Genomic DNA, 21,746 nt, shown 5'->3' with positions numbered 1-21,746 from the left:
GTGGGCGAGCCTTTCCGTCGCTTCACTGTGCGTCCAGTGGGACGCTGCGCTCGATTGTCGGCGTGCAGTGTTCGAAGGCGTACCGCAATTCTTGCTCGACAGCCAAGATTTCACCTTCGCCGTCGGTATCGATCGTGATCGCATCGACCACCGCTTCGTTGTCGCTTCGAACAATGCGGTGTTCGATGTGCTGCGGGATCGAGTACCGGCGATCGAATTCATCGGCGTCGATCGGCGGGTTCAAAACGAAACGGGTCGCCATCGGGAGGACTCCAGTAACTTCAAGAGCAAAGGGGAACAAAGGTTCGGCAGCTGGTCAGGAGCAACTTGCGCCAGGATCCGGCTGCTGGGGATCACCCCGATTTTAGCCGATCAATCGATCGGTCGGTCCAGGGGGTAGGTCACGCTGTGCCTGACGACTAATCAACCCGTTTTCTTTACCATTAGTTCAGGCTGTGCCCGACGACGAATCTAGAAAACGACTTTGCCTCGTCCGTTCTCGATGACCACCGGCACCGTCGGGCCGTCCGGCATGCGTTTGACCTGAAAGGTCCGCTGGGGATGCTGTTGCCGATCACTGGTGGGTACGACGTCGATTGTCAGGGTGTTGGAGGCATCGTCCCAGACGAATCGGGTTTGCTTTGATTGACCGTCCCGGTAGGCCATGCTCGTGCCGTCATCTTCGTAGAGAGTGAATTCGCCGTCGGCTCCCGGATAGACGCGCAGGGGCAACGGGGCGTCCACCGCTTCGTCGGTGTATTGACGTTGCGGATCGATCGGCAAGACGGCGCCCGCACGGACGTAGATTGGCATGGTGGCAAGATCGATGGGACGATGGACGACTTGCCCGCCACGATTTTGTTCGCCGTTCCACCAGTCGTACCAATGTCCGTCGGGCAGGTAGACCGCGCGTTCGCTGGCTCCGGGCTTGTACACCGGCGCGATCAACAGGTCACGACCCCACAGATACTGATCGCCCAGACCCTGGGCCCGCGGATCGTCGGGATAGTGCACCCACATGGCACGCATCATCGGCAGCCCACGCGCGCGAGCTTCCCAGGCCAACGTGTAGTTGTAGCTCAGCAGCCGATATCGGAGCTGTGCGTATTCCTTGACGATCGGTTCGATGGTGGGATTGTTCAGCTCTGATTCCAGCGGTGGCGATTGACTTTCCAACGGGCCCAATTCTGACAGGCCCCAGCCCCAGGGAAGTCGCGTCCACCAGGTCCGGCCGTGCGAGCGAAAGCTGGGACAGAAGGCGCCGAATTGGAACCATCGCGCGTAGAGCTCGCCGGTCAATTCCGGCGTCGGAAAAAAACCGCCGATGTCCGATCCCCAGAACGGGGAAAGACTCAGGGAGTGATTGAGCCCGACCGCGATTTGTGCTTCCAGGGTTTTCCAGCTGGATGTCGTGTCGCCGGACCAAACCCAACCGCCCCAGCGGGCGATTCCCAAGTGACCGTTCCGATGAAGGCTCCAGGGGCGTGTCGTTGGATCCGTCCAGAGGGGACCTTCGAAGTACAGTTGGTGTCGCTTCATGCGTTCGAACAGGTTGAACCAATCGCCTTCGTCCGGCCACCATGCATCAACGCCCGCTTCCACCAGGTCGCGGTGCTGCGACCAGTAATCCGCCAAGTGCCCAGGCCGGACCTGATCATCGTTTGTCGGTGGGATTTTGCCGGCCAACGTCGGCAGCTTGTCGCGGTCCCAGGGAACCATGTGAACGACGACTTTCACGTGACGCCGGTGCAGGTCGGCGATCACCTCGCGAGGGTCGCGATCAAAGATCTCTGGGTTGAACTGAAAGGATGGCTGCGGCGTGTTCCAACCTCGTGGAGTGAATCCGGTCCCCAGATAGATCACCGCATCCAGGGGAATCTGCTTTTGCCGAAACGTGTCCACGATCGACAGAAGCTGGTCCTCGTCTTCCAGCGTGCGGTGCGATTGCATGTAACCCAGGGCCCACCGTGGCGGAAGAGCCGCTTTTCCGGTGAGCGTCGCGACGTCTTGGAAAAAGTTCGCCGGCTGGCTGGCGTCGAAGACGAACAGATCGAACACGCCGGGTCGCAGCGAGCTCATCGGTGGAATGCCTTTGCCCCGTTGCTCATGCTGGTCCTGGTGTGATTGCTGCATTTGGGTGGGATCACCGGGCTGCATCGGTGTGAAGACACCTTCACCCGCGTCGGACAAGTCGAATTGTCCCCACGGAGTCGCGACAAACAGCGCCCAGCCCCCGGTGCCGATCATCAGGGGAACCGGATTCCGCGATCCGTAGGCGTCGGCTTGCCAGCGTGGTCGCATGCGGTGCAGGCGGCCACGTCGATCGAATTCGACCGGCAACTTCCGCCAGTTGGTTTCGCGCGGCGGCAGCGGACCTCCTTCTCCCAGGCCCAACACCGGATGGTCGTCCAGCCGAAAACGTAGCGAGCCGTCGGGATCGAACGTGACGCGTTGGACGATTCGGTCTTCCTTGCTGACCACCACCGTCAACGGATCAGGGCGGACCTCCACGTCCAGCTGCCCGATGCGTCTGGAGACAGGTCCGTCCAGTCGGGTGAGTGTCAATCTCGGTTCATCCTCGTCTGCGGATCGAACCAACGCCGGCGTGGAAGGGACGTCGGAAGGTGAATTTGCTGGTTGCAGCGTGATCCGGACGGTCTGATTTCCTGCCGAGCGGATTGTCAACACGCCGGCCTCTTCGGCCGTCCGCACGCCCTGCCCCCGCGTGGCTCCGCACAGGCAGATAAAGACTCCGGCGAAAACGGTAGCTCGAAATCGCTGACTGGAATTCAGAAGCATGGCAACGTCAGACAAGGAGGGTGGCGGCGCAGATCACTCGTTCATTCCCATCCATGATGACCGCCCGGCCGAGGGTTGTGGGACCGCAGACTGCTCACCAGCCAGGCTTTATCTGATAACGAGTCGCGACGCTCGCCGGAGCGTGGCTCTCCGACGCGGTTGCGACGGCAGATACCGGGTTTTTCGAGTTTTCAGACAGGGTGCAGCGTCATTCCGCTCATCACGCCCGTTAGTAAAGAGTCTCACGATGCGACGAATCCCAAACCAATCACACGCTCGCGAGTAGCTTTACGGCTTCATTGGGCCGCGACCGATCTAATGTCGCAACGTGATCCCTGAGATGACGTAGCTGCGACCACCCATTCCCCCCTCGACCATGAACAGCAGACGTTCGTTGATCGCCCATAGACCTCCCACCAGAAAGTTCCACGGTCGGGGCTCAAATTGATCGACTTCGACGTGTAACCCGTCGCCCAAGATGGGGTGATCCAAGGTCAGTTCGACCGTCTGGTTGGTGTCCTGCCACATGGCACCGACGTGCATCTCGCCCTTGAAACACGGCCGGTCAATCGGCATCCCGACTCGGGGTGCGATGACCAATGCGGTGAGACTGGAATCGAGCTGGGAAAAGTCGGTCCACGTTTTGTTGATGTCCAGCATCGCAAACCAATTCTTCGCGCCGATCCCGGTCGTCATTCCCCATCCCGCCGTCGTGCCTTTCAGTTCGACGGGGATTCTCAAATCAACCGGTGGTGATCCTGGCAGCGGAAACCGATCGACCGTGACGGTGATGTCACCCGTCGATTTGGTATGCCCGACGATTCCATAAAGGTTCAGGCAGGGGAGCACCCAAAGATCCAGTCTGGCGATTTGGCTGGAGGCATGGAACTTGGAGGTCGGGACGGAGACCCGATCGACCGACATGGGAGTATCATCCCCCAGGCCCAATCGCACGTCGGAAACGGCGACATTGCGGTCCATCTCCGTGAACACGACTCCCGATCCCAAGTGCAACGGCAGCGGCACGTCACGGCCCTCGACCAGGCCTTTCAACAACGGAAAGGGCAAGTTCGAACGAGGCAGGATGCGATCGACAAAATTCTCCGCTGGCCTGTTCCAGTACGCCAACCGGGAACAGCCGCTGCCCGATGAATCCCCACCCGCACGCATCGAGCAGGAAGGACAAGAGTCGCATGCACCGTCGCATTCCGCCTGGCCCCAGAATTCGGCATCACTCAGTGAATCACAGTGATCGCATCCGTCGTCGCCAGACGCATTGGTCCATTCCCAAGTGGACGTGTCCAACGACCACCATTCCTCCGCCCGGGATGTGGCCGGGCCACACGCGAGCAACAACAGCAGAATCCAGGGTCTCGCTAACATGGGTTGGAAAACCTAGTTCCCGTGAATCAATGCGCGATGAGAATCGCGTTGACCCAAAAGGTGATGGGGGTCAACCGATCTTCGCTATGATTGGATTTATCGGATCAACTGGAAATCGAACCTCCGGTAAATAGCTGGACAGTGCCACTTTCAATCAAAAACACCGTGATTTGCAGTGCAATGAGCGGCAAGGCGCTAGCCGCCGGTTGGGGCGAGAGAACCTGTGTCAAGCGCCACGCGGCTCACCAAAAGCGGCGCTGTGCCGTTAGGCAGATTCCGAATTCGACCGAGAATTTGAACACGGCGCGATCGAATGACGGCGCGCCCCGTGCGAGACAAGTGGGCGGCGAAGTCAACGTAATCGTTAAACTTGATGGTCATCCTGCTCGGTCGGCGTCGGTGAACGGTTCACTGCGAGTGCGCAGCAGGAAGATCGCATTTGGGAGGAAACGCCGCGCCGAAGCGTGGCGGCTGAAGATGAAAAAGCCCGCGATGAAGCTTCCCAGCCGGATGAGGCCGAGATGGAACCGATCTACAAGCATCGTCAAGTCGCCACGCTGATCCTGTGGTCTCTGGGAATCGGTGCCGTGATGACGGTCCTGGTTTGGGTGGGGGCGCCGGCGCCTGACTCTCGCGTGGTCGTCACCGTCCTGATCATCTTGTTGTGCTGCATCTTTTTGTTCTACGCGCTACAGGTTGAGGTGACGACGGAAAGCGTGACGGTATCGTTCGGTCCCGGAGTGATTCGGCGGCGTTTTCGTGTGGACGAGATTGTCGATGCGCGGGTGGTGCGAAACCGCTGGTACTACGGCTGGGGGATCCGACTGATTCCCCACGGCTGGATGTTCAACGTCTCGGGGTTGGACGCCGTCGAGTTGGATTTGCCGAACCAACGCAAGTTTCGCATTGGAACCGATGAACCCCAAGAACTGTGCGCAGCGATTCAGAAAGTCTTGCGAAGGACAGACGGATCGGACCGGTGAGTCTTGGTCGAGCATTCATCCGAAGAAGAGTTGCCGAGTGGATCGCGGCGTTTATCGATCGTTGTCATGCAGTCGCAAAGCGACGATAGCGCTCTGCCGTCGGCGCAAGCCGACGGTTCGGCGCGCGGTGAAAGCCGTGGTGCCACCGGCATCGGCATTTGACACGGTTTCATCCGCGACCTAGGGTTCCACTGGCGCCTCCCATCCACCCACCGGAATGAAGTCGCTTTGCGTCCGCATGGGGAGTTTCGTGCGTTCGTCGGCTTATTTGCATGTCAGAGTGAGGTCACACCATGTTGGTGATCGGAACTTTCGTTGCCGCTGCTGGAGCGGGTGTCGGCCTGTTTGGTGGACTTCTGGGTGTTCGTTTGTTCAACCAGCTGTCCGATGCGTCATTGAGCGACAAGCAAATCGCTTCTTACGGTCCCTGGCAGCGTGCGCTCGTCATCGGACTGCTGACAAGCATCGTGACTATGATGGTGTTGTCAGCCGGTGGCAGAGAAATCACGGAGGGGCTGGTCGGACTCGCCTGCCTGGGCGTGAGCTTTGTTTCTGCTGCCGTCTACATCTTGGTTTCGTTGACATTGTTCGCGAAATACGGGCCCGCCATTCTGGAAGCGGGCGAAATAAGTCTGGCGGCCACCATTGTCTTAACGGCTTTCCTGACGGTTTGCGGCTTGCTATGGATCACGCTGGTCCTCTTGGGAGGTTGCGTGTTGCTAGCCGGGACCGTCTTGAACGGCATCTGGATTTACCGACAACGTTGACGTCTGCTCGCTGAACAGCAGGGTGAAGCCAAACGGCAGGACCTCCAATCGCGAACCGACGGCAGCCCCCGACGCCCTTTTCTTGTTTTGCAGCCGCGAAGCGGCGACAGATCCCTGCCGTCGGCGTGAGCCGACGGAAACGCCTGCCCTAAACACCACCAGCCGCGGAGCGGCGACAGCAACGGTCCCGTCCAGTGAATCACGGTGACGGTGCTCGACGAATTCGTCGCCAACCGCAGTAGCCTAGGTAGGCCGAAAACATTCCGAAGCCAAGTCCGAAGACGACAAGGAACCATGGATCAACCGATTCACGATCCTGGGCCACCTCGATGACGTTGGTGGCGGCAGCAAAAAGGAAGAACGCAGCCAGCAACAGGTTCAGGATTCCCAGCGGTCGGCCGAGCCAATTTCGCTCTCGATACCAGCAAGCCCATTCGGCTATCGCGTATCCCAAAACGGGAACCACCAGGAACAGGCCACTCAGAAAAGAGAACGGGTTGTCCGCGGTTGCGATTGCGATCACGCAGGCCATGAGCAAGATCGTTGCGATCGAAAAGTTGGTCGCAAAGATAGCCGTGTCGATGAAGCGGTTTGAGCGGTGATGCACCTGAGTCTTCACAGAAATGCCATCGGAAGATCGTCGGAAAGTTGGTTCGTCACGAAGTCGGTGTAGCCCTCCAGGCGGTGGCGATGCTGTCTATTGCACGCTTTGGGGAAAATGCAAGTCAGCGGACGCCCGCCGGGTGCAAGGCACCGCTACACTGCACCCGCAGCTCTTGGGGCGGTTCCAAAGATTGGTAGCGTCAGTGTTTTGATTCCCGGTAAATCACCGCACCCGGAACCGGCTTTTGCGGTTGCCCTCGGGCTGACCGGTGATCGTTTCACCGCGCTCCTTGATCTTGAGAAGAAACTGGCGGGAAACGGAATGGGGTGCTCAAGCTGAAACCGAAACCGACGCAGTTTGGCATCCAGCAGCTTCTGGTTGCAACCTTTGTGCTCGCCTTGGTGTTCGCGCTCGCGAGACTGGCGGGCTACGACGGCAGCATCGCCATCGGCGCCCTGTTGTACGTCTTCGGCCCAACGATTGCGTTTTTGATGTCTCGCTACGGGAGAACACGCAACGCACGTTATGCCATTGCCGGGGGTGTGCTTTTCGGACTGTACGTCTTCGGAGTGGTGGTCGCCGCTTTCCTGGGAGCCGCTGAAGCTGGCTTTGAGCTTTCCGTTGCCTCTTTTTGCTGCTGGGGACCGCAGATTGCATTCCTGTATGTTGTTTACTTGGGTTGGAAATCCGGATTGAGATCGGCGGGAATCGACCCCGACCGCGTGAACCACATCGATCGCGATGAAGGCTAGTTGGACCGCGTTCCCTGCAGTCAGCCACATCCGACAGAGCTCGGGATTGGCAGGATCACCAACCGTCTGGGTGCCATGGCAGCGAAGTGTTCGAACACTTGTTAAGCTAACAGCGTGTTGACTTCATTGTCGCCTTTCACTCCGTGAAAGTTGCGTTCATTCCAACTGCTTCTCCGAGACACACGGCTTCACAATCAGCGGACAGATAGATGGGGCACCGACACGCGATCCTGAGGGTCCATTGCACGGTCGGGGAGTTCCCACCGCCAGGCGTTGTATGCTGGTGAAGCTTCTCGAACTTTACCCTCCACGATGGGTGCTGACATGCAATGGCGGATCGAACAATGCGTCTTGTTCACTGTTTTGATTCTTAGTTCATCAGAAGCGCATTGTCAGTTCCGGAAGCAAGACCCTCGCGACAACGATCTCACCGGACCGGAGTCCAAGGTTTTCGACGGCATCGCAGAGTTGGTATCCAATCGCGATAAAGCTTCAAAGAGATTTGCCTTTGTCGCGATGGGCGAGAAGCATTTCGTGGGACGGGAGGTGCTTGGAGGCCCTGGTGATCAGCCCGTCATCATTCCGTTCTACGCAATCCAGGCGGCAGACCAAAGCAAGCAGTTCCATTTTTACGCCTACGGTCGTTGCTGGGATTCGAATCAGCTGTGGAAGGAAATGGTTCGCTCCCGCGGATCATTGAAGATCGCGGACGGGATCGTCAATGGTCCGCGACGGTACCAGGAGAAACCTGAGAACGTACCGGAGGATCGATTCTTAGAACGAAACTACATTCAGGTTTACCACTTCGATCCCTTCGATGACATTGTCGATTTTGGAAACCAGTTTGAGAGTATCGAAGCGAATCGAGGAAGCGCCGAAAAGGTTTTCTTTCAGAAGTCCGAGTTGGTTTCCGCGGTTGAGATCACCAGAGGGAACGTGAAAAGCCATTGGAAGTATGGACGAAAAAACAATTCGTTCGATCTTGTCATGGTTCAAAGTGCGGTCGACGCCTACCTTCCTATCGAGGTTCGATTCTCGAACGGATCGAGGGAGGATTTCAAAGGCTTCTTTAGCCATGCCCGTATCCACTGGATGGAGCACGACCAGATTTGGGTGCCGAAACGTGTTGAGATTGCGTCAGTTCTTTACAGAAAAGGGAAGCCGGAAACACATCAGACTCACATGATGTTTCATTGGCTGGTCGGTGACGAAGTTCCCCATGCTGTGTTCGATTTTGATTCCGTCGATTTCCGTGAGCCGCTTCGCGAACACTTCGATTTGGAATTTGATCATTTCGATGAAGGACACATTCGTCGTGCACCCGATTGGGTCACGCCGGATGACCTGTTCATCGATCGCGAGATTCTTATTCGCGATTAGCCGTTGAAGCGTTTCTTGCCGAACGAGATTCATTTGACTCAGCGGTTTCCTACTCGAGTTAGCCGAGAGACGCATTCTGACATGCGGCATCTAGCTGAAGGATTGAACCATTGTTGCTCAACCAGCATCCAGCGTCCCGGATGCGAGCACCCGAGGCTCAATGACGCAACCAATGACCGAAACGGACTCGTCGAAAGCAATCGCGGGATTCGTGCTAACCATGGTCGATCTGGTGGGGTCTGCGTGCTGCTGCAGTGCCGTGCTTCTGCTGCAAAGGGTTATCACTGCACCATTCGGCGGCCGCGGTTGATCAGTTCTGTCCGATCGGCTGAGAAAGTTTGATTTTCGAACTTTCGGCCGCGTCGATGTTCGATGCTTGTTCGATTTGAAAATCCTTGAAAGTGACTCGGACTTCCTCCTCGATCGTCTTGACGCCCGAAATACCAACGTGCTGCGCCTGGCTGGCGTCGATGGTCGCCGTCCCCATCTCGTGCCACGGTTCTCCAGCTTGACGTACCAAGGCGCGAACCTTCTCGCCGTTGACTTCTAGACGCAGTTCGACGTCGCGTTCAGCGTCCAACGCGTAATCAACAAACCTTCCCATCCGCGTCCGCTTGGCATCGATCCGCTGCTCGAAGTTGGTGTAATAGCTCTTTTTTCCGTCTCGGATAAAATTGGCTCGTTCCAGTCGGATGTAGTTCTGGTCGTCCTGCATCAAAACCAGGCCGCCACTGATGTAGGCGTAAGGCAATTCCGGTAGCGGCAGATTGCCTTTCACGGTCGTCGTGACGCTGAAATCGCCTGTTTGTGATCGGAGGACACGTGGAGCGTTCATCTTTTCGGGGCCACCTTCGGCGTCCAGACCGTCGCGTCCGGGACCAAAGACGATGGTGACCTGGTCTGCGGCGACTTCGAACCGGCTGTCGCCGTCGGGGTCAATCATGTGCCCCCAACCCGCAATCGTTCCATAAAGTGCGTCGGTGCAAAAACCTTCCGCAAGGACAAGGCAGGCGATCAGGCCAACGGGAAGCAGTCTTCTCATCGGATTCTCCGTTGAGTGGATTCATGACAGCGGCGCGCGGTCGTTGAGGTGCAATTGTGTTTGGAGCCTGCCACGCCGGTCCTGTGACGCTGAATTTTGAGATTTTTTTCGGCCAGCCGGTGCCCTACCGAACTCGACCCACCACTGCGGGTTCCGCTTTGGACGAATTCGAGGGACACCAGGGTCAGTGGGCCGAATACGTTTCCGCGAACGGTTTCCCTGGTGATCGACGCGGAGGCCAAGCGCCAGCGGGATTTCCGGCGGCTTTCCTGGCGTGCCAATGCTGATCCATGGCTCATTCTTGCGGTTCGCCGGATCGCCAGACCGCGGTTTCGGGGTAGAGAAGCAAGGTGCCTTCACGAAGGACTGCGGCTTGCGCTTCCGTCAGCGGCTGGCTGTCGTCCCAGGGCGACTGGAGCAGGATGACCGGAAATCGCTTAGGCACTCGTGACTTGATCTCCTCGGCCGGGACACTCTCCCCCGACAAGTTCCAGAGCTTCACCTGGGACAGATCAAATGCGGCGCGTTGCGTCGCGTCGGTGTGCTCAACCGAGTACTCCTGGACCGTCATCTCCGTGAGCGGAATCTTGACCAGATACGTTTGCTCTTTCTGCTCCCCATCAACAAGCACGACTCGAGTTCTGGCTTCGGTTCTCCATCGAGTGACAGGAGTCACACGTCGCCGTTTGACCGGGTCGACGCGATTCGATTCGATTGTCAGGATCGAATCATCATCCGGGTCGATCTCTGCGAATGCCGCGTCTCGCAAGTCAATCTTGACCCGTTCCAACTGCTGCGCGAACGCTGAAGACGTCAAGCCGATTCCGGCCAAAACGAGAAGCAATCGCATGGTGGTCAAGTTCATTCGTGCGTCCTGAGATGAGTTTTGAGGAGACGTAGCGAGACACATTTTTAGCCAGGAAGACGCTACGGGCAAGTTCCGAGGCTGGTGAGATGTGCAACCGATCAACCTCGGCCGCGAGTTGCCTGGACGGCCAATCGGAAACGCATTGCGAAGGCCCTGACACTGTGGTGAACTTCATTTTGCAAGGCAAACGGCTTCTCACGGCTGTGGTGGGCAGTCACCTGTCGTCCCCACCGATTTCGCCGCTCGAGTCGCGACGTTCAATCAATTCGACGAGGGGAGCCCCCAATTCTTCTTCGAAGTAGGACACCAACTCGGCAGGCAGTGTGTCCCTTCCCGACATCCATCCCATTGTCAAAAAGGACCGCAGCGATTCGGGACAAGGAAGCCACTTGGTCGCGCCGTCACCGTAGTGCTTATGCCAGATTACTTCAGCCAGCGACTTCACCGTATATCCGCGTTCCTTCAGAGCATCCCGGAATCTTTCGGACTCGGACTGCCCGAGCGGCATGTAATACTGAGCCATCGCAGCCACCTGAGTGCGTTTATGCGCTGCCGCGTTCGCTTTGCAACGCGTGCGTCACCTGTTTGAAACGCTGTTCGAGCGGTACAGATCAAGCGGTCGCCCGAGCGACCGGTTTGATCAGTCGCCAAAGCGATTCATTTCTCGTCCTCGTCAAGTGGCCTGCTACCGGTAAATGGCCCCCATTGGACGCGTTTTTGGTATTCCTTCGACTTCTTGTAGATCGCCGAGTCGTACTTCGGGTTCGGTTTTGGGATGCGGGCGCCAACCTCATCGAAATATTCGATCATCTTATCATGGAGACGGCGGTGTTCTTCCGGTCGAGACGCGGCAAGGTTGTGGACTTCGCCCATGTCGTCCGTCAGGTCGAAAAGCATCGGAATGTCCGGTCGCTCGTAGAAATGCAGCAGCTTGCGATTACCCGAGACAACGGCGGAGTGCGGCATGGTCGTACGGTAGTGTGGGTAATGAAAATAGAGACTCCGCTCAAGGAAGGACTCAGTCGGCGATTCCCCTGCCATGTATGACGCCAGACTGACACCGTCAATGTTTTTCAGTGCGGCCGGATCACCGCCGGCCCAATCAACGAACGTCGGCAGGAAGTCGTAGTTGACAACGTTACCCGTGAAAACTGACCCCGCCTTGATGCCCGGCCCCTTGACGATCATCGGAACGCGAATGCCACCCTGCCAGACCCACCACTTTGCGGCGTGGTGGGGCTGCTTGAGCCCCTTCGTCAGCAGGAGCTCCTGGTGTCGGTAACCGTTGTCGGAAACCAGAACGACGTAGGTATTGTCTTCGATACCCAATTCGCTGATACGCTCAAGCACCGTTCCAATGCGTCCGTCCAGGTCTTCGCCCATGCCCAGCCAGATGGCCGGATCTTCCTTGCGTTTGACAGTTTCAGCCGTCTTTCCGATCTTCCGGTAGTAAGCCTGCACGAGCGGGTGTCGCGTGTATTTGGCACGCGTCGCCGGCAGGCATTCACGACCTTCGTGCATCGCGTAGTGTGAGATCTGCAAATAGAACGGCTGGCCGGCTTTGGCCTGCTGAGTCATGAAGCCAAGCGCCTTCTCGGTGACGCTGAACATCAGCTTGGGATCGGTCAGGTCGTCCGGGAGCCGCTGCTTGGCATCCTCCGGCAGTGTGTTGCCCGGCGTATTGCTGGTGTCGCCATCGTGAAGCACGTAACCCTCATCGCCGGGATTGCCTCGCATGTGCCATTTGCCGACATGGGCGCTCACATATCCGAGCGGCTTCAAAGCTTCGGGAATCGTCACAGCGTCCGCGTCGATCGTCATGTCCGAGACGCACGGAATCACCGGAAAGTCGGGGTAGCCCTTTTCATCAAAGTAATCCTGTCCGCGGTCGTTCATAAACACGGTAAAGCCGTTTCGCGGCGAGGACTGGCCGGTCTGCACACAGACTCGCGACGGAGAGCACTGCGGTGAGGCATAGGCGTTGGTGAACTTCATTCCCTCACGAGCCAACCGCTCGACATTCGGCATCTGCAGGATCGGCATGCGAGAATTCGGCATCGCGTCATCCATTGCAACTGGAGACCCGTTCCACGCCCAGTCATCAATGAACAGAAGAACAATGTTCGGCTTCTCAGCGTCACCCTCCGCACGACTCGGCGAGGCCGACAGCAGGAACGTGATCGCGTATAGAGTTACGAAACCACGAAGTGAGTGTATCGATGTCCAATTCAAAGTCATATCGACCTTCCTAGTGGGGCTGTGCCATTGTCCGCGTCTGAAACCGCCGTGACGGCGAACAACGACAACGCGAATACAAACCGCAGTCGTTGAGCCATTTCTAAAACGCGTGGGTGGTGTGGTGATGAGAACGAAGCGTCGTGGCAAACATCATTTTTGAGCATCGGCGATTGAAACTTTCATTTTCGTCGAAGAGCTGAAGACGCATTGCCAGTTGCTGGATGAATGAAACAGGTTTCTCATGGCGACTTCATTTTCGACTTTCCCGATTTCTGTTCTCAGGCTTCGGCTTGCGGGGCGTCGAATTGACGGCTCCTGCCTGCCGACTCGGCAACGGTTCGACGATTTCTTCTTGCGGGGGAAGCAGCCCCGCGAGATTCGCTTTCAGCGCCGCGAATTGAGGGTTTCCTGTTTGGTTCGTCCACTCGTGAGGATCGCTGGTGAGGTCATAAAGTTCGGTCGTGCCGTCCCAGTAGCGGATGAATCGAGCGGTTTCGGTGCGAACCGACATGTGACCGTCGTAGACGGTGATGGCTCCAGGAGGCCGCGAGGCCGTGACGTCTTTCAACAACGGCAGCAGTGTTTGACCGTCGAGATGGCAGGGCTTATCAATGCCGTTCAGATCCACAAGCGTCGGGTAGAGGTCGAGCAATGAAACCGGCCGCTTGCAAACTTGATTCGGCTGAGTCACGCCCGGCACCCGCCACATCATCACGCTGTCCGTCGCTTCTTCCCATAGCGTCCCCTTCGTCCAGTTCTGTTTCTCGCCGAGATGAAAACCGTGGTCGCTGATCAGGATCACGATCGTGTTGTCGCGGTGTGGGCTGTCGTCGAGAGCGTCCAAGACTCGCCCCACGTGGGTGTCGGAGAACGTGACACTGGCCAGATAGCCGCGGATCGCTTCTTTGACCAAACCGTTCTCCTTAACTTTTTCGTCCCAACCAAGATTCACCAGCTTCTGGCCGTACGCGGGCACGTCTTTGAGATCTCCGTCCCGCATCGGCGGCAGCTCAATCTCATCCAGCGAATACATATCGAGGTATTTTTGCGGGACGTACCACGGATAATGCGGATGAAACAGGCCGCACGCGATGAAGAAAGGTGTGTCATGCTCACGATGCAGCGATTCAATCGCGGCGTCGGCCAGTCGCTTGTCGCTCATAGCGTTTTCGTCAAGATGAGTTGCCCCCCAGTCGCGTTCGGTTAAATTGCCACCAGCGCTGCGAGCGATGCCATTGAGCGGTGCACCCGGTGGTGGCGGAGTCCGCTTGTGGTTCATCGAGGCCTCATAATTCACGCCGGTGTCGTATCCGTGTGTTACCTTGCCGAACGACGCGACCCAGTAGCCCTGATCCTGAAACGTCTTGAACAACGAAGGAATCCCCTGCAGAACTTTGCTGTCGCCGACTTTGACTCCGTTACGTGAGACGCCCGATTTCCACGGTGCAACGCCGGAAAGGAACGCGGTCCGGGAAGGCGAGCAAACCGGGCTGGCCGTATAAGCGTTGTGAAACAGAACACCCTGCTTCGCCAGGCGCTGGATGTTGGGAGCGACGACTCGGCCCGAGTAACGCGTGGGCTCTTCCAGCAACCAAGTGTTGAGATCGTCGACGATCAGCAGCAGCACATTCATCGGCTTGTCGGAAGCTTCGACAATACCGGCGGACAATGCCAGGACGGCGGCTGAGACGACGACGTGTTTTAAGAGGCCAACGCTCATTATTCGCTCGCAAGTCCCGCTGGACGTAAGTTCTTTCTGATTTTCCGTCTCGACAGCGTTCCGCGCCGAAGGAGTGGTGTATCTCTACGCCGGTTACGGATCACTTCATCGTTACTCTTTCGACTGCTTTCGCCGCATTGCGGGATCGCTGTATGGCAGGTATTTGGGATGCGGAACGTAGTTCCCATTGCCCTTCTCCCAGCGGAAGGTTTCGCCCTCGACGACCAGATCACGCCTCGCGTTCAGTTTGGGTTCCGGGTCGGCGAATTCCGTCGGCGCTGAATCCTGCAGCTTGGCGATGACGTCCGCGTACTGCGCGTCGGTTGCCAGGTTGTTCCACTCGTGCGGATCCTCTTTGACGTCGTATAGTTCTTGGTTCTTGTCGTCATAGTGGATGAAACGCCAGTCGCGATTGATCACCGCATATTCTCCCGGGGTCATGTAGGGCAGATACACGGTTCGGTCTTCTGCTTCGGTAGGATGCTTCAGCGTCGATGCCAGCGAAACACCTTCCAACTCCTGACGGGGCGTCGGCAAGCTGCATTTTTCAACCAGTGTCGGATAGATGTCAATCAGGCTGACCGTCACGTCGGTCGTGACTCCTTCGGCCACGCCGGGGCCGGCCCACACGAACGGAACGTTGGAGGTGCGTTCCCATAACGTGTGCTTGCCCCATTGCCCTTTTTCGCCCAAGTGATAACCGTGATCGCTCCATAGCACGACGAGGGTATTGTCGGCGTAGGGGCTTGTTTCAAGAGCGTTCAGGATCCGCCCGACCATCGCGTCGGCGTAGCTGTTGCAGGCAAGGTATCCGTGCAGAGCGTCCTTCCAGGCACCCATCGCGACGAGCTTATCGTAGTGAAACGCTTTGCGATTCTGGCGTTGCCTGCGAATCTTGTCCGGAAGGTCCGCCAGGTCATCGTCTTTGAACGCAGGAGTCTCGATGGCGTCTCGATCGTACAGATCGAAATACTTTTGCGGGCAGTAGTTCGGGTAGTGCGGCGCGTAGAATCCGCAGGCCAGAAAAAACGGCTTGTCGTGTTTCCGTTTCAGTTGATCGACCGCCCAGTCGGCTCGTATCGTGTCGGCCATGTCGCTTTCCTGGTCGTTTGGGATCGCTCCCCATTCCAGGAACAGTCCGCCGGTAATTTCTTTGCCTTTGTTGTAGACACTGGCCGGAAAGGGCTGTGGCACGGGCGTGTCGCTGCTCCACGATTCAAGTGCCCAACCGCCGTTCTTCTGGAACTGATTACGCAGGAAGAACTCCGTCCATCCACGTTGGTCAATCGCTCCCGCGGGATGATGAAACAGCTTGCCAGCGCCCAGGGTCGAGTATCCCGCTTTGGCAAAGCTCGTTTGGAGCGATTCAAGCTCCGGACGATGCACAAAATACAGCGGTGTCGTGTAGCATCCGGTCGTTGAAGCGTACTGGCCCGAGAAAATCGCCGCACGACTGGGCGCGCAAAACACGCCGGCGGTGTGAGCGTTCGTAAAGCACACGCCGCGGGAGGCAAGCCGATCAATGTTGGGGGTGATCGCACTCGGGCGTGACTCGAGGCATCCGACAAAGTCGTTCATGTCATCGACGGCGAGAAACACGACGTTGGGTCGGGTATCGCCCGCAACCAGATGGCCAGTACTGCTTGCGAGGACCAGGACGATGCTGAAGAGTGAACGAGTCGGTCTGTTCATGAGTTTCTTGATGCGGGGTCGCGAATAAAAGGCTTCACTTGGCACTGATGAATTGCACTGCTCGGCATTCAATTCAGCCATTTCGCCGGTGTTGGCTTTAAGCATCTGAACGGGTTGATCGCTTTTGAAATTCGTCAAAAGAGGCAATGCAGACAGATGCTGCGGCGAGAAACCGGCAGCGGTGCACGAATTGCCCTCCGATAGCTGGACGTCTAACTATTCACTCCAGAAGGATTGAAAATTTGACTGGGAATTCAGTCGAATTTCCGCCTTTTCTTTAAATTGGCCGTTTTCTCTGTCCAACCTGATGAATTGCGGGAGCGAGAAAGTGTGCGTGACCACTTTGACGTTTTGATCGCCCGTAAATCGACGCGTGGTGCTTTTCAAGTTTCCAGACGAACGGCTCGTGATAGGCAAAGAGACTAGCTACGAAACGTTTATGCGACTGCTGATCGAAGAAGAATCGGCGGTTAAAGCGTACGTTCGTCGGCTGGTTCCGACGTGGCACGATGTGGAAGAAGTCGTTCAGCAGACGAGTCTGATCGCGTGGAAAAAGTTCAATGAACTGGACGACCACGGGAAGTTTGGCGGATGGCTGATGACGATCGCGCGGTTCGAGGCACTCAAGTATCGTCGTTCGCTCGCTCGCAGCCCACTCGTCTTTTCAGACAAACTGGCCGAGCAATTGGCTGATGCTCGGGGAACCATCACTTCCACGGACGCGGATCGAAGAGATGCCCTGGAGCGATGCCTGCGAAAGCTCGATGAGACTCGGCGCAAATTGATTCTTTCGGTGCATCAGCCCGGCGTCACGATTCGTGAGTACGCGGCGCAGCAGTCTCGCCCCGAGCAGGCCGTTTACAAAACGATCCAACGACTTCGGCACAAGCTTTTGGATTGCGTGAAACAAACACTCGCGACGGAGGGCGTGTAATGAACAACGAGACATTCACGCGACTTGTCTCCTGTTGGTTGGACGGTTCGCTGACGGAGACCGAATCGTCAGAACTGCAAGCAGAACTCGAGCGGTCCGCAGATCGACGGGATGAGTTTGTTGACCTTTGTGGTATGGATGCCGACCTGCGGGTGATCAGTGACATCGCAATCGAATCCGTCAGCAACGATGATGCTCGGGAAGAAAGTGACGGGTACCTTTCGCGCAAAGCACCCGATGATCCGGTTACCGGTAAAGAAAACCTGACACGTGTTTCCCGCGGCTGGATGGGACTTGCGGCCGCCATCGCTGCGGCTTTGCTTCTTGTTGTCGGTTATGGAATCGGGCGTGATCGCAGCGGACGACTGGCAGAAGAAACTGACACTGCGGTCAGCTTGGAATACGTGTCAAACGAGGTTGTTGAAACAGGATGTGCCGTTGTGTCCAGAGTTGTCGATGCCAAGTTTCCAGATGGGTTCAGCTTTCGCGAAGGGGACACTCTGCGGCCGGGTCGATTGAGACTGCTTTCTGGCGGGTTGCAGCTCGACTTTTTCAGCGGCGCGACCATGTTGATCGAAGACTCTGGTGAGGTTGATCTTGTCAGTGCATGGGAAGCTGAATGTCTTCGCGGAAAGATCACCATGCATGTTCCGCCGCCGGCAATTGGATTTCGTTTGCTGGCACCGGGGCTGAAAGTCATCGATCTTGGTACGGAGTTCGGTGTGAAGGTCGACAGTGGTGAATCGTCGGTTCACGTCTTTGACGGCGAAGTTGAAGCTCATCTGCCTGATTCCCCAATGCGGATCGTTCGTGTTGGTGAAAGTCTGGAAGCGGTCGCCAATCAAGCACCCGTTTCCGGTCGCGCTAGCCCGGACGACTTCCCCAGTGTGCAGCAATTCGAGCAGCGGCGCGAAGCGTTCTATCAGAATCAGTCGAATCAATGGTGGGCTTCCATGAGGTCTGTGCGGACCGACGATCGCATTGTCGGATGCTACCTCTTCAAGCATTGGGAAGATGAGAAATGGGACCGCCTTGTCAACAACTTTGCGATTCCAAAACAACGATCACGTGCCGGATCCGCCGTTGGGGCTCGTTGGGTGGAAGGACGCTGGCCGACAAAGGATGCCCTGGAGTTTAAGAGCCCCGGGGACCGTGTTCGCATTGATCTTGGCGATGCTAGCTTTGATGGCTTGACGATGGCCGCGTGGATCCGCGTGGATGGTCTGGATCGCAAGTACAACGCGCTGTTGTTGTCCGATGGATACGAAGATGGCGAGCCACACTGGCAAATTGACCAATCCGGCCGGCTCATGTTCTCGATCAGTTATCTGCTGGAACCGTCTGCCGGCGGACCGCAGTTCAAACCCTATCGCCAGAATCAGATCTACCGTTCTGAAACGGTATTCAAGGCTGCCGGCAGACAATGGCATCACGTGGCGGTGACTTACAGCGCGACCACCGGTGAAGCGGTGCAGTATTTCGATGGTAAAGAAGTCAGCCGAAGTGGCAGCGAGCACCATCGCGACGGACGCAAAGTGACATTCGGCAGGTGTGAGATCGGGAACTGGGGGCTTCCCTTGGAAGGGGTGCCGTTCCCGGTCAGAAACTTGAACGGACGAGTGGACGAATTCCTGATTTTTAGGGAGCCGTTGTCCGGCCAGGAGATCGAGGATTTGTACAGGTTGGGGACGCCGGATTGATGAAAATTCGAACAAGCAGACTGACATTCACTGTTTTGATGGGAGGGTTGGTTGCCGCGGCAGTTGAGGTGTGCATCTCGGCGGCTATGGTTCCCGCCCGCGCCGACGAACTGACCAATAGCGACAACCCGTCAGGCGCTACTGACAGCCATCCGATCGAAGGAGAAAAGCTGTTCGCCCTCGAGGTCCTGCCGATGCTTCGCGAAAAGTGCTTTGGCTGTCACAGCAGCGAGGCCGACGAGTTGAAGGGTGACTTGGATGTTAGCTCACGCGAGTCGCTGCTGCGTGGCGGTGTCGGCTACGGAGATGCTGCGGTGGTCCCCGGTGACGCCGAAGCGAGCTACCTGTTGGCGATGGTCAAACGCGAGGAACTCGGCTGCGAAATGCCGCCGAAGGAGGCCGAGGCGCTCTCGCAGGAAGAAGTCTGGGCGGTACGCGACTGGATCAATCAAGGTGCTCCCTGGCCCGACCAAGACCGTGTCGCAAAAATTTACGCTGAGTACGCCGCGGGCATCCGCGTCCAGACCAGCGGTGGCTTGAGTGAGCAGTGGACCAATCGCAAGTACAAGCCCGAAGACCTGTGGGCGTTTCAACCGATCGAGCGTGACTTCTCCGACCTGCTCGATGGTCATGTCGGCAATCCGGTCGATGCCTTCATCGATAGCAGCCTGAAGGAGCTGGAGCCGGAGTTGGAGCCCGCTCCGTTGGCCGACCGCGGCACGCTGATCCGTCGCGCCACGTTCGATCTGCTCGGCCTACCGCCAACGCCTGAGCAAGTTAAGCAGTTCGTCGAGGATCCTCGCCACGACGACGATGCGTTCGCTGCATTGGTCGACCGGCTGCTGGAGAGTCCGCACTACGGCGAACAGTGGGCCCGGCACTGGCTCGATGTCGTCCGATACGCCGACAGTTCTGGTTTCGCCAACGACTGGGAACGGCCCAACGCGTGGCGATACCGCGATTATGTGATCCGGTCGTTCAACGAAGATAAGCCCTACGACCAATTCATTCGCGAACAGATCGCCGGCGATGAAATCGATCGGGACGATCCGGAGATGCTGATCGCCGCGGGTTTCCTGCGGATGGGCCCTTGGGAGCATACCGGAATGAGTGTCGCGAAAGTCACCCGACAACAGTGGCTTGACGACATCACCGACACGGTCGGCCAAGTCTTCCTGGCCCAGGCCCTTCAATGCTGCCGCTGTCATGACCACAAGTTCGATCCGATCCCAACGCGCGACTACTACCGCTTCCAAGCCAACTTTGCGACGACCCAGTTCGCTACGGTGGAAGCCGAATGGTTGCCGGAGGAAAATCGAAGCGGCATGAAGGAAGACCACCGCTATCACGAGACGCGCCACCGGTGGAACCAACAGTCGCTACAGCGACTGAACGAGAAAAAGAAACAGTACGAAAGGGCGTGGTTTAAAGAACGAGATTTACCCTACAAGACCAAGGCCGAGGCGAAGAGTGCCGGCGCTGCCGAAGAGGACCTGCCAAGCGGAAACCTGCTCAAGACGCCCCAAGAGTTCGGCCTCGAGCGGATCGCCCGCAAATGGCAGAAGCGTTTTTTTTGGGAATTCGATCGCTACAAGCCGCTGGCGTTCACGGTCTACAACGGGAAAACCCGAGAACCGCCACGCGACGGCAGTCGGATCGAAATGCCGAAAGATCCGATGAAACAAGGCGAGCTTGAGGAGACAGCGATCTTGACCGGCGGCGACGTCTTTTCCCCAAGTGAGCCGGTCGAGCCGGGGGTGCTCAGCGCGGTGCCCGGCGGACTGGAAATCGCGATCACCGATAAAGTCGGCGGTCGCCGCACGGACCTGGCGGACTGGATCGCCGGTTCGGGAAACTCCCTGACGTCGCGGGTCATGGCCAACCGTGTCTGGTCGTATCACTTCGGCCGCGGAATCGCCGGCAACCCAAACAACTTTGGCGCTACCGGCAAAAAACCGACCCACCCGCGGCTGCTCGATTGGTTGGCGACCGAGTTCACTGAAAACGACTGGTCGGTCAAGCATCTGCACCGGATGATCATGAACTCACGGGCTTACCGCCGCTCCAGCACCCACCCGCATCCGAAACAGCTTGTCAAAGCCGATCCGAATCTGCAGTCGTATGCGGTTTTTCATCCGCGACGGCTGGAATCCGAAGAGATCCGCGACGCGATGCTGTTCGTCTCCGGCGAGTTGAACCTGAAGATCGGCGGCATCCCGGTGCGGCCCGACATGAATCTGGAAGCGGCACTCCAGCCCCGGATGATCATGGGCACCTTCGCGCCCAGCTACGTGCCAAACCCCAAGCCGGCAACACGCAATCGGCGTTCGATCTACATCACGCGATTGCGCGGGCATCGGATGCCGTTCATGGAGACGTTCAACCAACCGGGATCGTCGACTTCGTGCGAAGGGCGCGACCAGTCGAACATCACACCGCAAGTATTCGCCCTCATGAACGGCCACGACAGTAATGACCGCGCTTTGGCACTCGCCGACCGGCTGATCAAAGAAACGGACGGTGGCGAGCTGAGTGACGATTCCCAGCGTGCGGTGGTGAAGCGTTTGATCCGATTGGTCTACAACCGCAATCCGCTGACCGGAGAGGTCGATGCGATGGTAGAGCACTGGCACAAGATGCTCGTGCGGCAGACGCAGCTGAAGTTCGAGCGACAAGACTGGCCCACCGAGGTGGTGCGAGAAGCGGTCGACGAGAATACCGGCAAACCGTTCCAGTTCACCGAAAAACTGTTCGCTTACGAAGACTATCAGCCAGATCTGGCCCGACACGAGGCGAGCCCGCAAAAACGTTCCCTGAGCGATCTCTGCCTGATTCTGCTCAACAGCAACGAATTCATCTACGTTTACTGAAGGGACTGTCCGAC

General features: G+C 57.5%; 17 protein-coding genes. 7 read left to right on the top strand and 10 right to left on the bottom strand.

Going from position 1 to position 21,746, the window contains the following annotated elements; all coding sequences use genetic code 11:
* Nucleotides 1-22 precede the first annotated feature (22 nt).
* The 3 genes from FYK55_RS03615 to FYK55_RS03605 form a co-directional block, all read right to left on the bottom strand.
* A complete protein-coding gene (locus FYK55_RS03615) occupies nt 23-262 on the bottom strand; it encodes a hypothetical protein (protein ID WP_150074973.1) in 240 nt (79 codons plus the stop codon).
* Nucleotides 263-471: 209 nt separating this feature from the next.
* Nucleotides 472-2,799 carry a glycoside hydrolase family 31 protein gene (locus tag FYK55_RS03610; protein WP_150074971.1) on the bottom strand — a complete coding sequence of 776 codons (2,328 nt, stop codon included), beginning with the start codon at nt 2,797-2,799 and terminating at the stop codon, nt 472-474.
* Between the two features lie 315 nt (nt 2,800-3,114).
* On the bottom strand, nt 3,115-4,182 hold the full coding sequence (locus tag FYK55_RS03605; protein ID WP_150074969.1) for a hypothetical protein: 1,068 nt from the start codon (nt 4,180-4,182) through the stop codon (nt 3,115-3,117).
* A gap of 464 nt (nt 4,183-4,646) precedes the next feature.
* Between FYK55_RS03605 and FYK55_RS03600 the strand changes: the two genes are divergently transcribed.
* Complete coding sequence (locus FYK55_RS03600) at nt 4,647-5,165, top strand: hypothetical protein (RefSeq protein WP_201743614.1); 519 nt, start codon at nt 4,647-4,649, stop codon at nt 5,163-5,165.
* A 293-nt stretch (nt 5,166-5,458) separates the two neighbouring features.
* Nucleotides 5,459-5,932: a hypothetical protein gene (locus FYK55_RS03595; protein ID WP_150074967.1), complete on the top strand. Its 474-nt coding sequence runs from the start codon at nt 5,459-5,461 to the stop codon at nt 5,930-5,932.
* Nucleotides 5,933-6,131: 199 nt separating this feature from the next.
* Here the strand turns inward: FYK55_RS03595 and FYK55_RS03590 are convergent, their stop codons facing one another.
* Nucleotides 6,132-6,539 (bottom strand): hypothetical protein, encoded by a 408-nt coding sequence (locus FYK55_RS03590; RefSeq protein WP_150074965.1) that lies wholly within the window; start codon nt 6,537-6,539, stop codon nt 6,132-6,134.
* Between the two features lie 323 nt (nt 6,540-6,862).
* Here FYK55_RS03590 and FYK55_RS03585 point away from each other — a divergent pair, with 323 nt between their 5' ends.
* Both FYK55_RS03585 and FYK55_RS03580 read left to right on the top strand, forming a co-directional pair.
* A complete protein-coding gene (locus FYK55_RS03585) occupies nt 6,863-7,288 on the top strand; it encodes a hypothetical protein (protein WP_150074963.1) in 426 nt (141 codons plus the stop codon).
* A gap of 324 nt (nt 7,289-7,612) precedes the next feature.
* Nucleotides 7,613-8,668 carry a hypothetical protein gene (locus tag FYK55_RS03580; protein ID WP_150074961.1) on the top strand — a complete coding sequence of 352 codons (1,056 nt, stop codon included), beginning with the start codon at nt 7,613-7,615 and terminating at the stop codon, nt 8,666-8,668.
* 310 nt (nt 8,669-8,978) lie between these two features.
* Here the strand turns inward: FYK55_RS03580 and FYK55_RS03575 are convergent, their stop codons facing one another.
* The 6 genes from FYK55_RS03575 to FYK55_RS03550 all read right to left on the bottom strand — a co-directional run bounded on the left by FYK55_RS03575 (nt 8,979) and on the right by FYK55_RS03550 (nt 16,228).
* On the bottom strand, nt 8,979-9,710 hold the full coding sequence (locus FYK55_RS03575; RefSeq protein WP_150074959.1) for a DUF1349 domain-containing protein: 732 nt from the start codon (nt 9,708-9,710) through the stop codon (nt 8,979-8,981).
* A 295-nt stretch (nt 9,711-10,005) separates the two neighbouring features.
* Nucleotides 10,006-10,575: a hypothetical protein gene (locus FYK55_RS03570; RefSeq protein WP_150074957.1), complete on the bottom strand. Its 570-nt coding sequence runs from the start codon at nt 10,573-10,575 to the stop codon at nt 10,006-10,008.
* Between the two features lie 217 nt (nt 10,576-10,792).
* Complete coding sequence (locus tag FYK55_RS03565) at nt 10,793-11,101, bottom strand: hypothetical protein (protein ID WP_150074955.1); 309 nt, start codon at nt 11,099-11,101, stop codon at nt 10,793-10,795.
* A gap of 134 nt (nt 11,102-11,235) precedes the next feature.
* On the bottom strand, nt 11,236-12,816 hold the full coding sequence (locus FYK55_RS03560) for a sulfatase (protein ID WP_150075325.1): 1,581 nt from the start codon (nt 12,814-12,816) through the stop codon (nt 11,236-11,238).
* A gap of 250 nt (nt 12,817-13,066) precedes the next feature.
* Nucleotides 13,067-14,536, bottom strand: a complete 1,470-nt coding sequence (locus FYK55_RS03555; protein ID WP_235908393.1) for a sulfatase — start codon at nt 14,534-14,536, stop codon at nt 13,067-13,069.
* 111 nt (nt 14,537-14,647) lie between these two features.
* Nucleotides 14,648-16,228, bottom strand: coding sequence for a sulfatase (locus tag FYK55_RS03550; RefSeq protein ID WP_201743613.1), 1,581 nt, complete (start codon nt 16,226-16,228; stop codon nt 14,648-14,650).
* 439 nt (nt 16,229-16,667) lie between these two features.
* Here FYK55_RS03550 and FYK55_RS03545 point away from each other — a divergent pair, with 439 nt between their 5' ends.
* From FYK55_RS03545 to FYK55_RS03535, 3 genes are read left to right on the top strand one after another with little or no spacing between them, the layout of a single operon-like run.
* On the top strand, nt 16,668-17,162 hold the full coding sequence (locus tag FYK55_RS03545) for a sigma-70 family RNA polymerase sigma factor (protein WP_150074953.1): 495 nt from the start codon (nt 16,668-16,670) through the stop codon (nt 17,160-17,162).
* Complete coding sequence (locus FYK55_RS03540) at nt 17,162-18,862, top strand: LamG-like jellyroll fold domain-containing protein (protein ID WP_150074952.1); 1,701 nt, start codon at nt 17,162-17,164, stop codon at nt 18,860-18,862. Before FYK55_RS03545 ends, FYK55_RS03540 begins: the two co-directional genes overlap by 1 nt.
* Nucleotides 18,862-21,732, top strand: coding sequence for a PSD1 and planctomycete cytochrome C domain-containing protein (locus tag FYK55_RS03535; protein ID WP_201743612.1), 2,871 nt, complete (start codon nt 18,862-18,864; stop codon nt 21,730-21,732). Before FYK55_RS03540 ends, FYK55_RS03535 begins: the two co-directional genes overlap by 1 nt.
* The last annotated feature ends 14 nt before the right edge of the window (nt 21,733-21,746 follow it).

Origin of the sequence: Roseiconus nitratireducens (assembly GCF_008629675.1) — a bacterium.
GTDB classification, from domain to species: domain Bacteria; phylum Planctomycetota; class Planctomycetia; order Pirellulales; family Pirellulaceae; genus Stieleria; species Stieleria nitratireducens.
The sequence above is the reverse complement of the archived record's forward strand: the minus strand, read 5'-3'. Positions and strand labels throughout refer to the sequence as shown.

Bases quoted from the DNA above. Each gene is read 5' to 3' on its own strand.
- FYK55_RS03615 (WP_150074973.1), bottom strand. From the start codon at position 262: ATGGCGACCCGTTTCGTTTTGAACCCGCCGATCGACGCCGATGAATTC.
- FYK55_RS03610 (WP_150074971.1), bottom strand. From the start codon at position 2,799: ATGCTTCTGAATTCCAGTCAGCGATTTCGAGCTACCGTTTTCGCCGGA.
- FYK55_RS03605 (WP_150074969.1), bottom strand. From the start codon at position 4,182: ATGTTAGCGAGACCCTGGATTCTGCTGTTGTTGCTCGCGTGTGGCCCG.
- FYK55_RS03595 (WP_150074967.1), top strand. From the start codon at position 5,459: ATGTTGGTGATCGGAACTTTCGTTGCCGCTGCTGGAGCGGGTGTCGGC.
- FYK55_RS03580 (WP_150074961.1), top strand. From the start codon at position 7,613: ATGCAATGGCGGATCGAACAATGCGTCTTGTTCACTGTTTTGATTCTT.
- FYK55_RS03575 (WP_150074959.1), bottom strand. From the start codon at position 9,710: ATGAGAAGACTGCTTCCCGTTGGCCTGATCGCCTGCCTTGTCCTTGCG.
- FYK55_RS03570 (WP_150074957.1), bottom strand. From the start codon at position 10,575: ATGAACTTGACCACCATGCGATTGCTTCTCGTTTTGGCCGGAATCGGC.
- FYK55_RS03565 (WP_150074955.1), bottom strand. From the start codon at position 11,101: ATGGCTCAGTATTACATGCCGCTCGGGCAGTCCGAGTCCGAAAGATTC.
- FYK55_RS03560 (WP_150075325.1), bottom strand. From the start codon at position 12,816: ATGACTTTGAATTGGACATCGATACACTCACTTCGTGGTTTCGTAACT.
- FYK55_RS03555 (WP_235908393.1), bottom strand. From the start codon at position 14,536: ATGAGCGTTGGCCTCTTAAAACACGTCGTCGTCTCAGCCGCCGTCCTG.
- FYK55_RS03550 (WP_201743613.1), bottom strand. From the start codon at position 16,228: ATGAACAGACCGACTCGTTCACTCTTCAGCATCGTCCTGGTCCTCGCA.
- FYK55_RS03545 (WP_150074953.1), top strand. From the start codon at position 16,668: ATGCGACTGCTGATCGAAGAAGAATCGGCGGTTAAAGCGTACGTTCGT.
- FYK55_RS03540 (WP_150074952.1), top strand. From the start codon at position 17,162: ATGAACAACGAGACATTCACGCGACTTGTCTCCTGTTGGTTGGACGGT.
- FYK55_RS03535 (WP_201743612.1), top strand. From the start codon at position 18,862: ATGAAAATTCGAACAAGCAGACTGACATTCACTGTTTTGATGGGAGGG.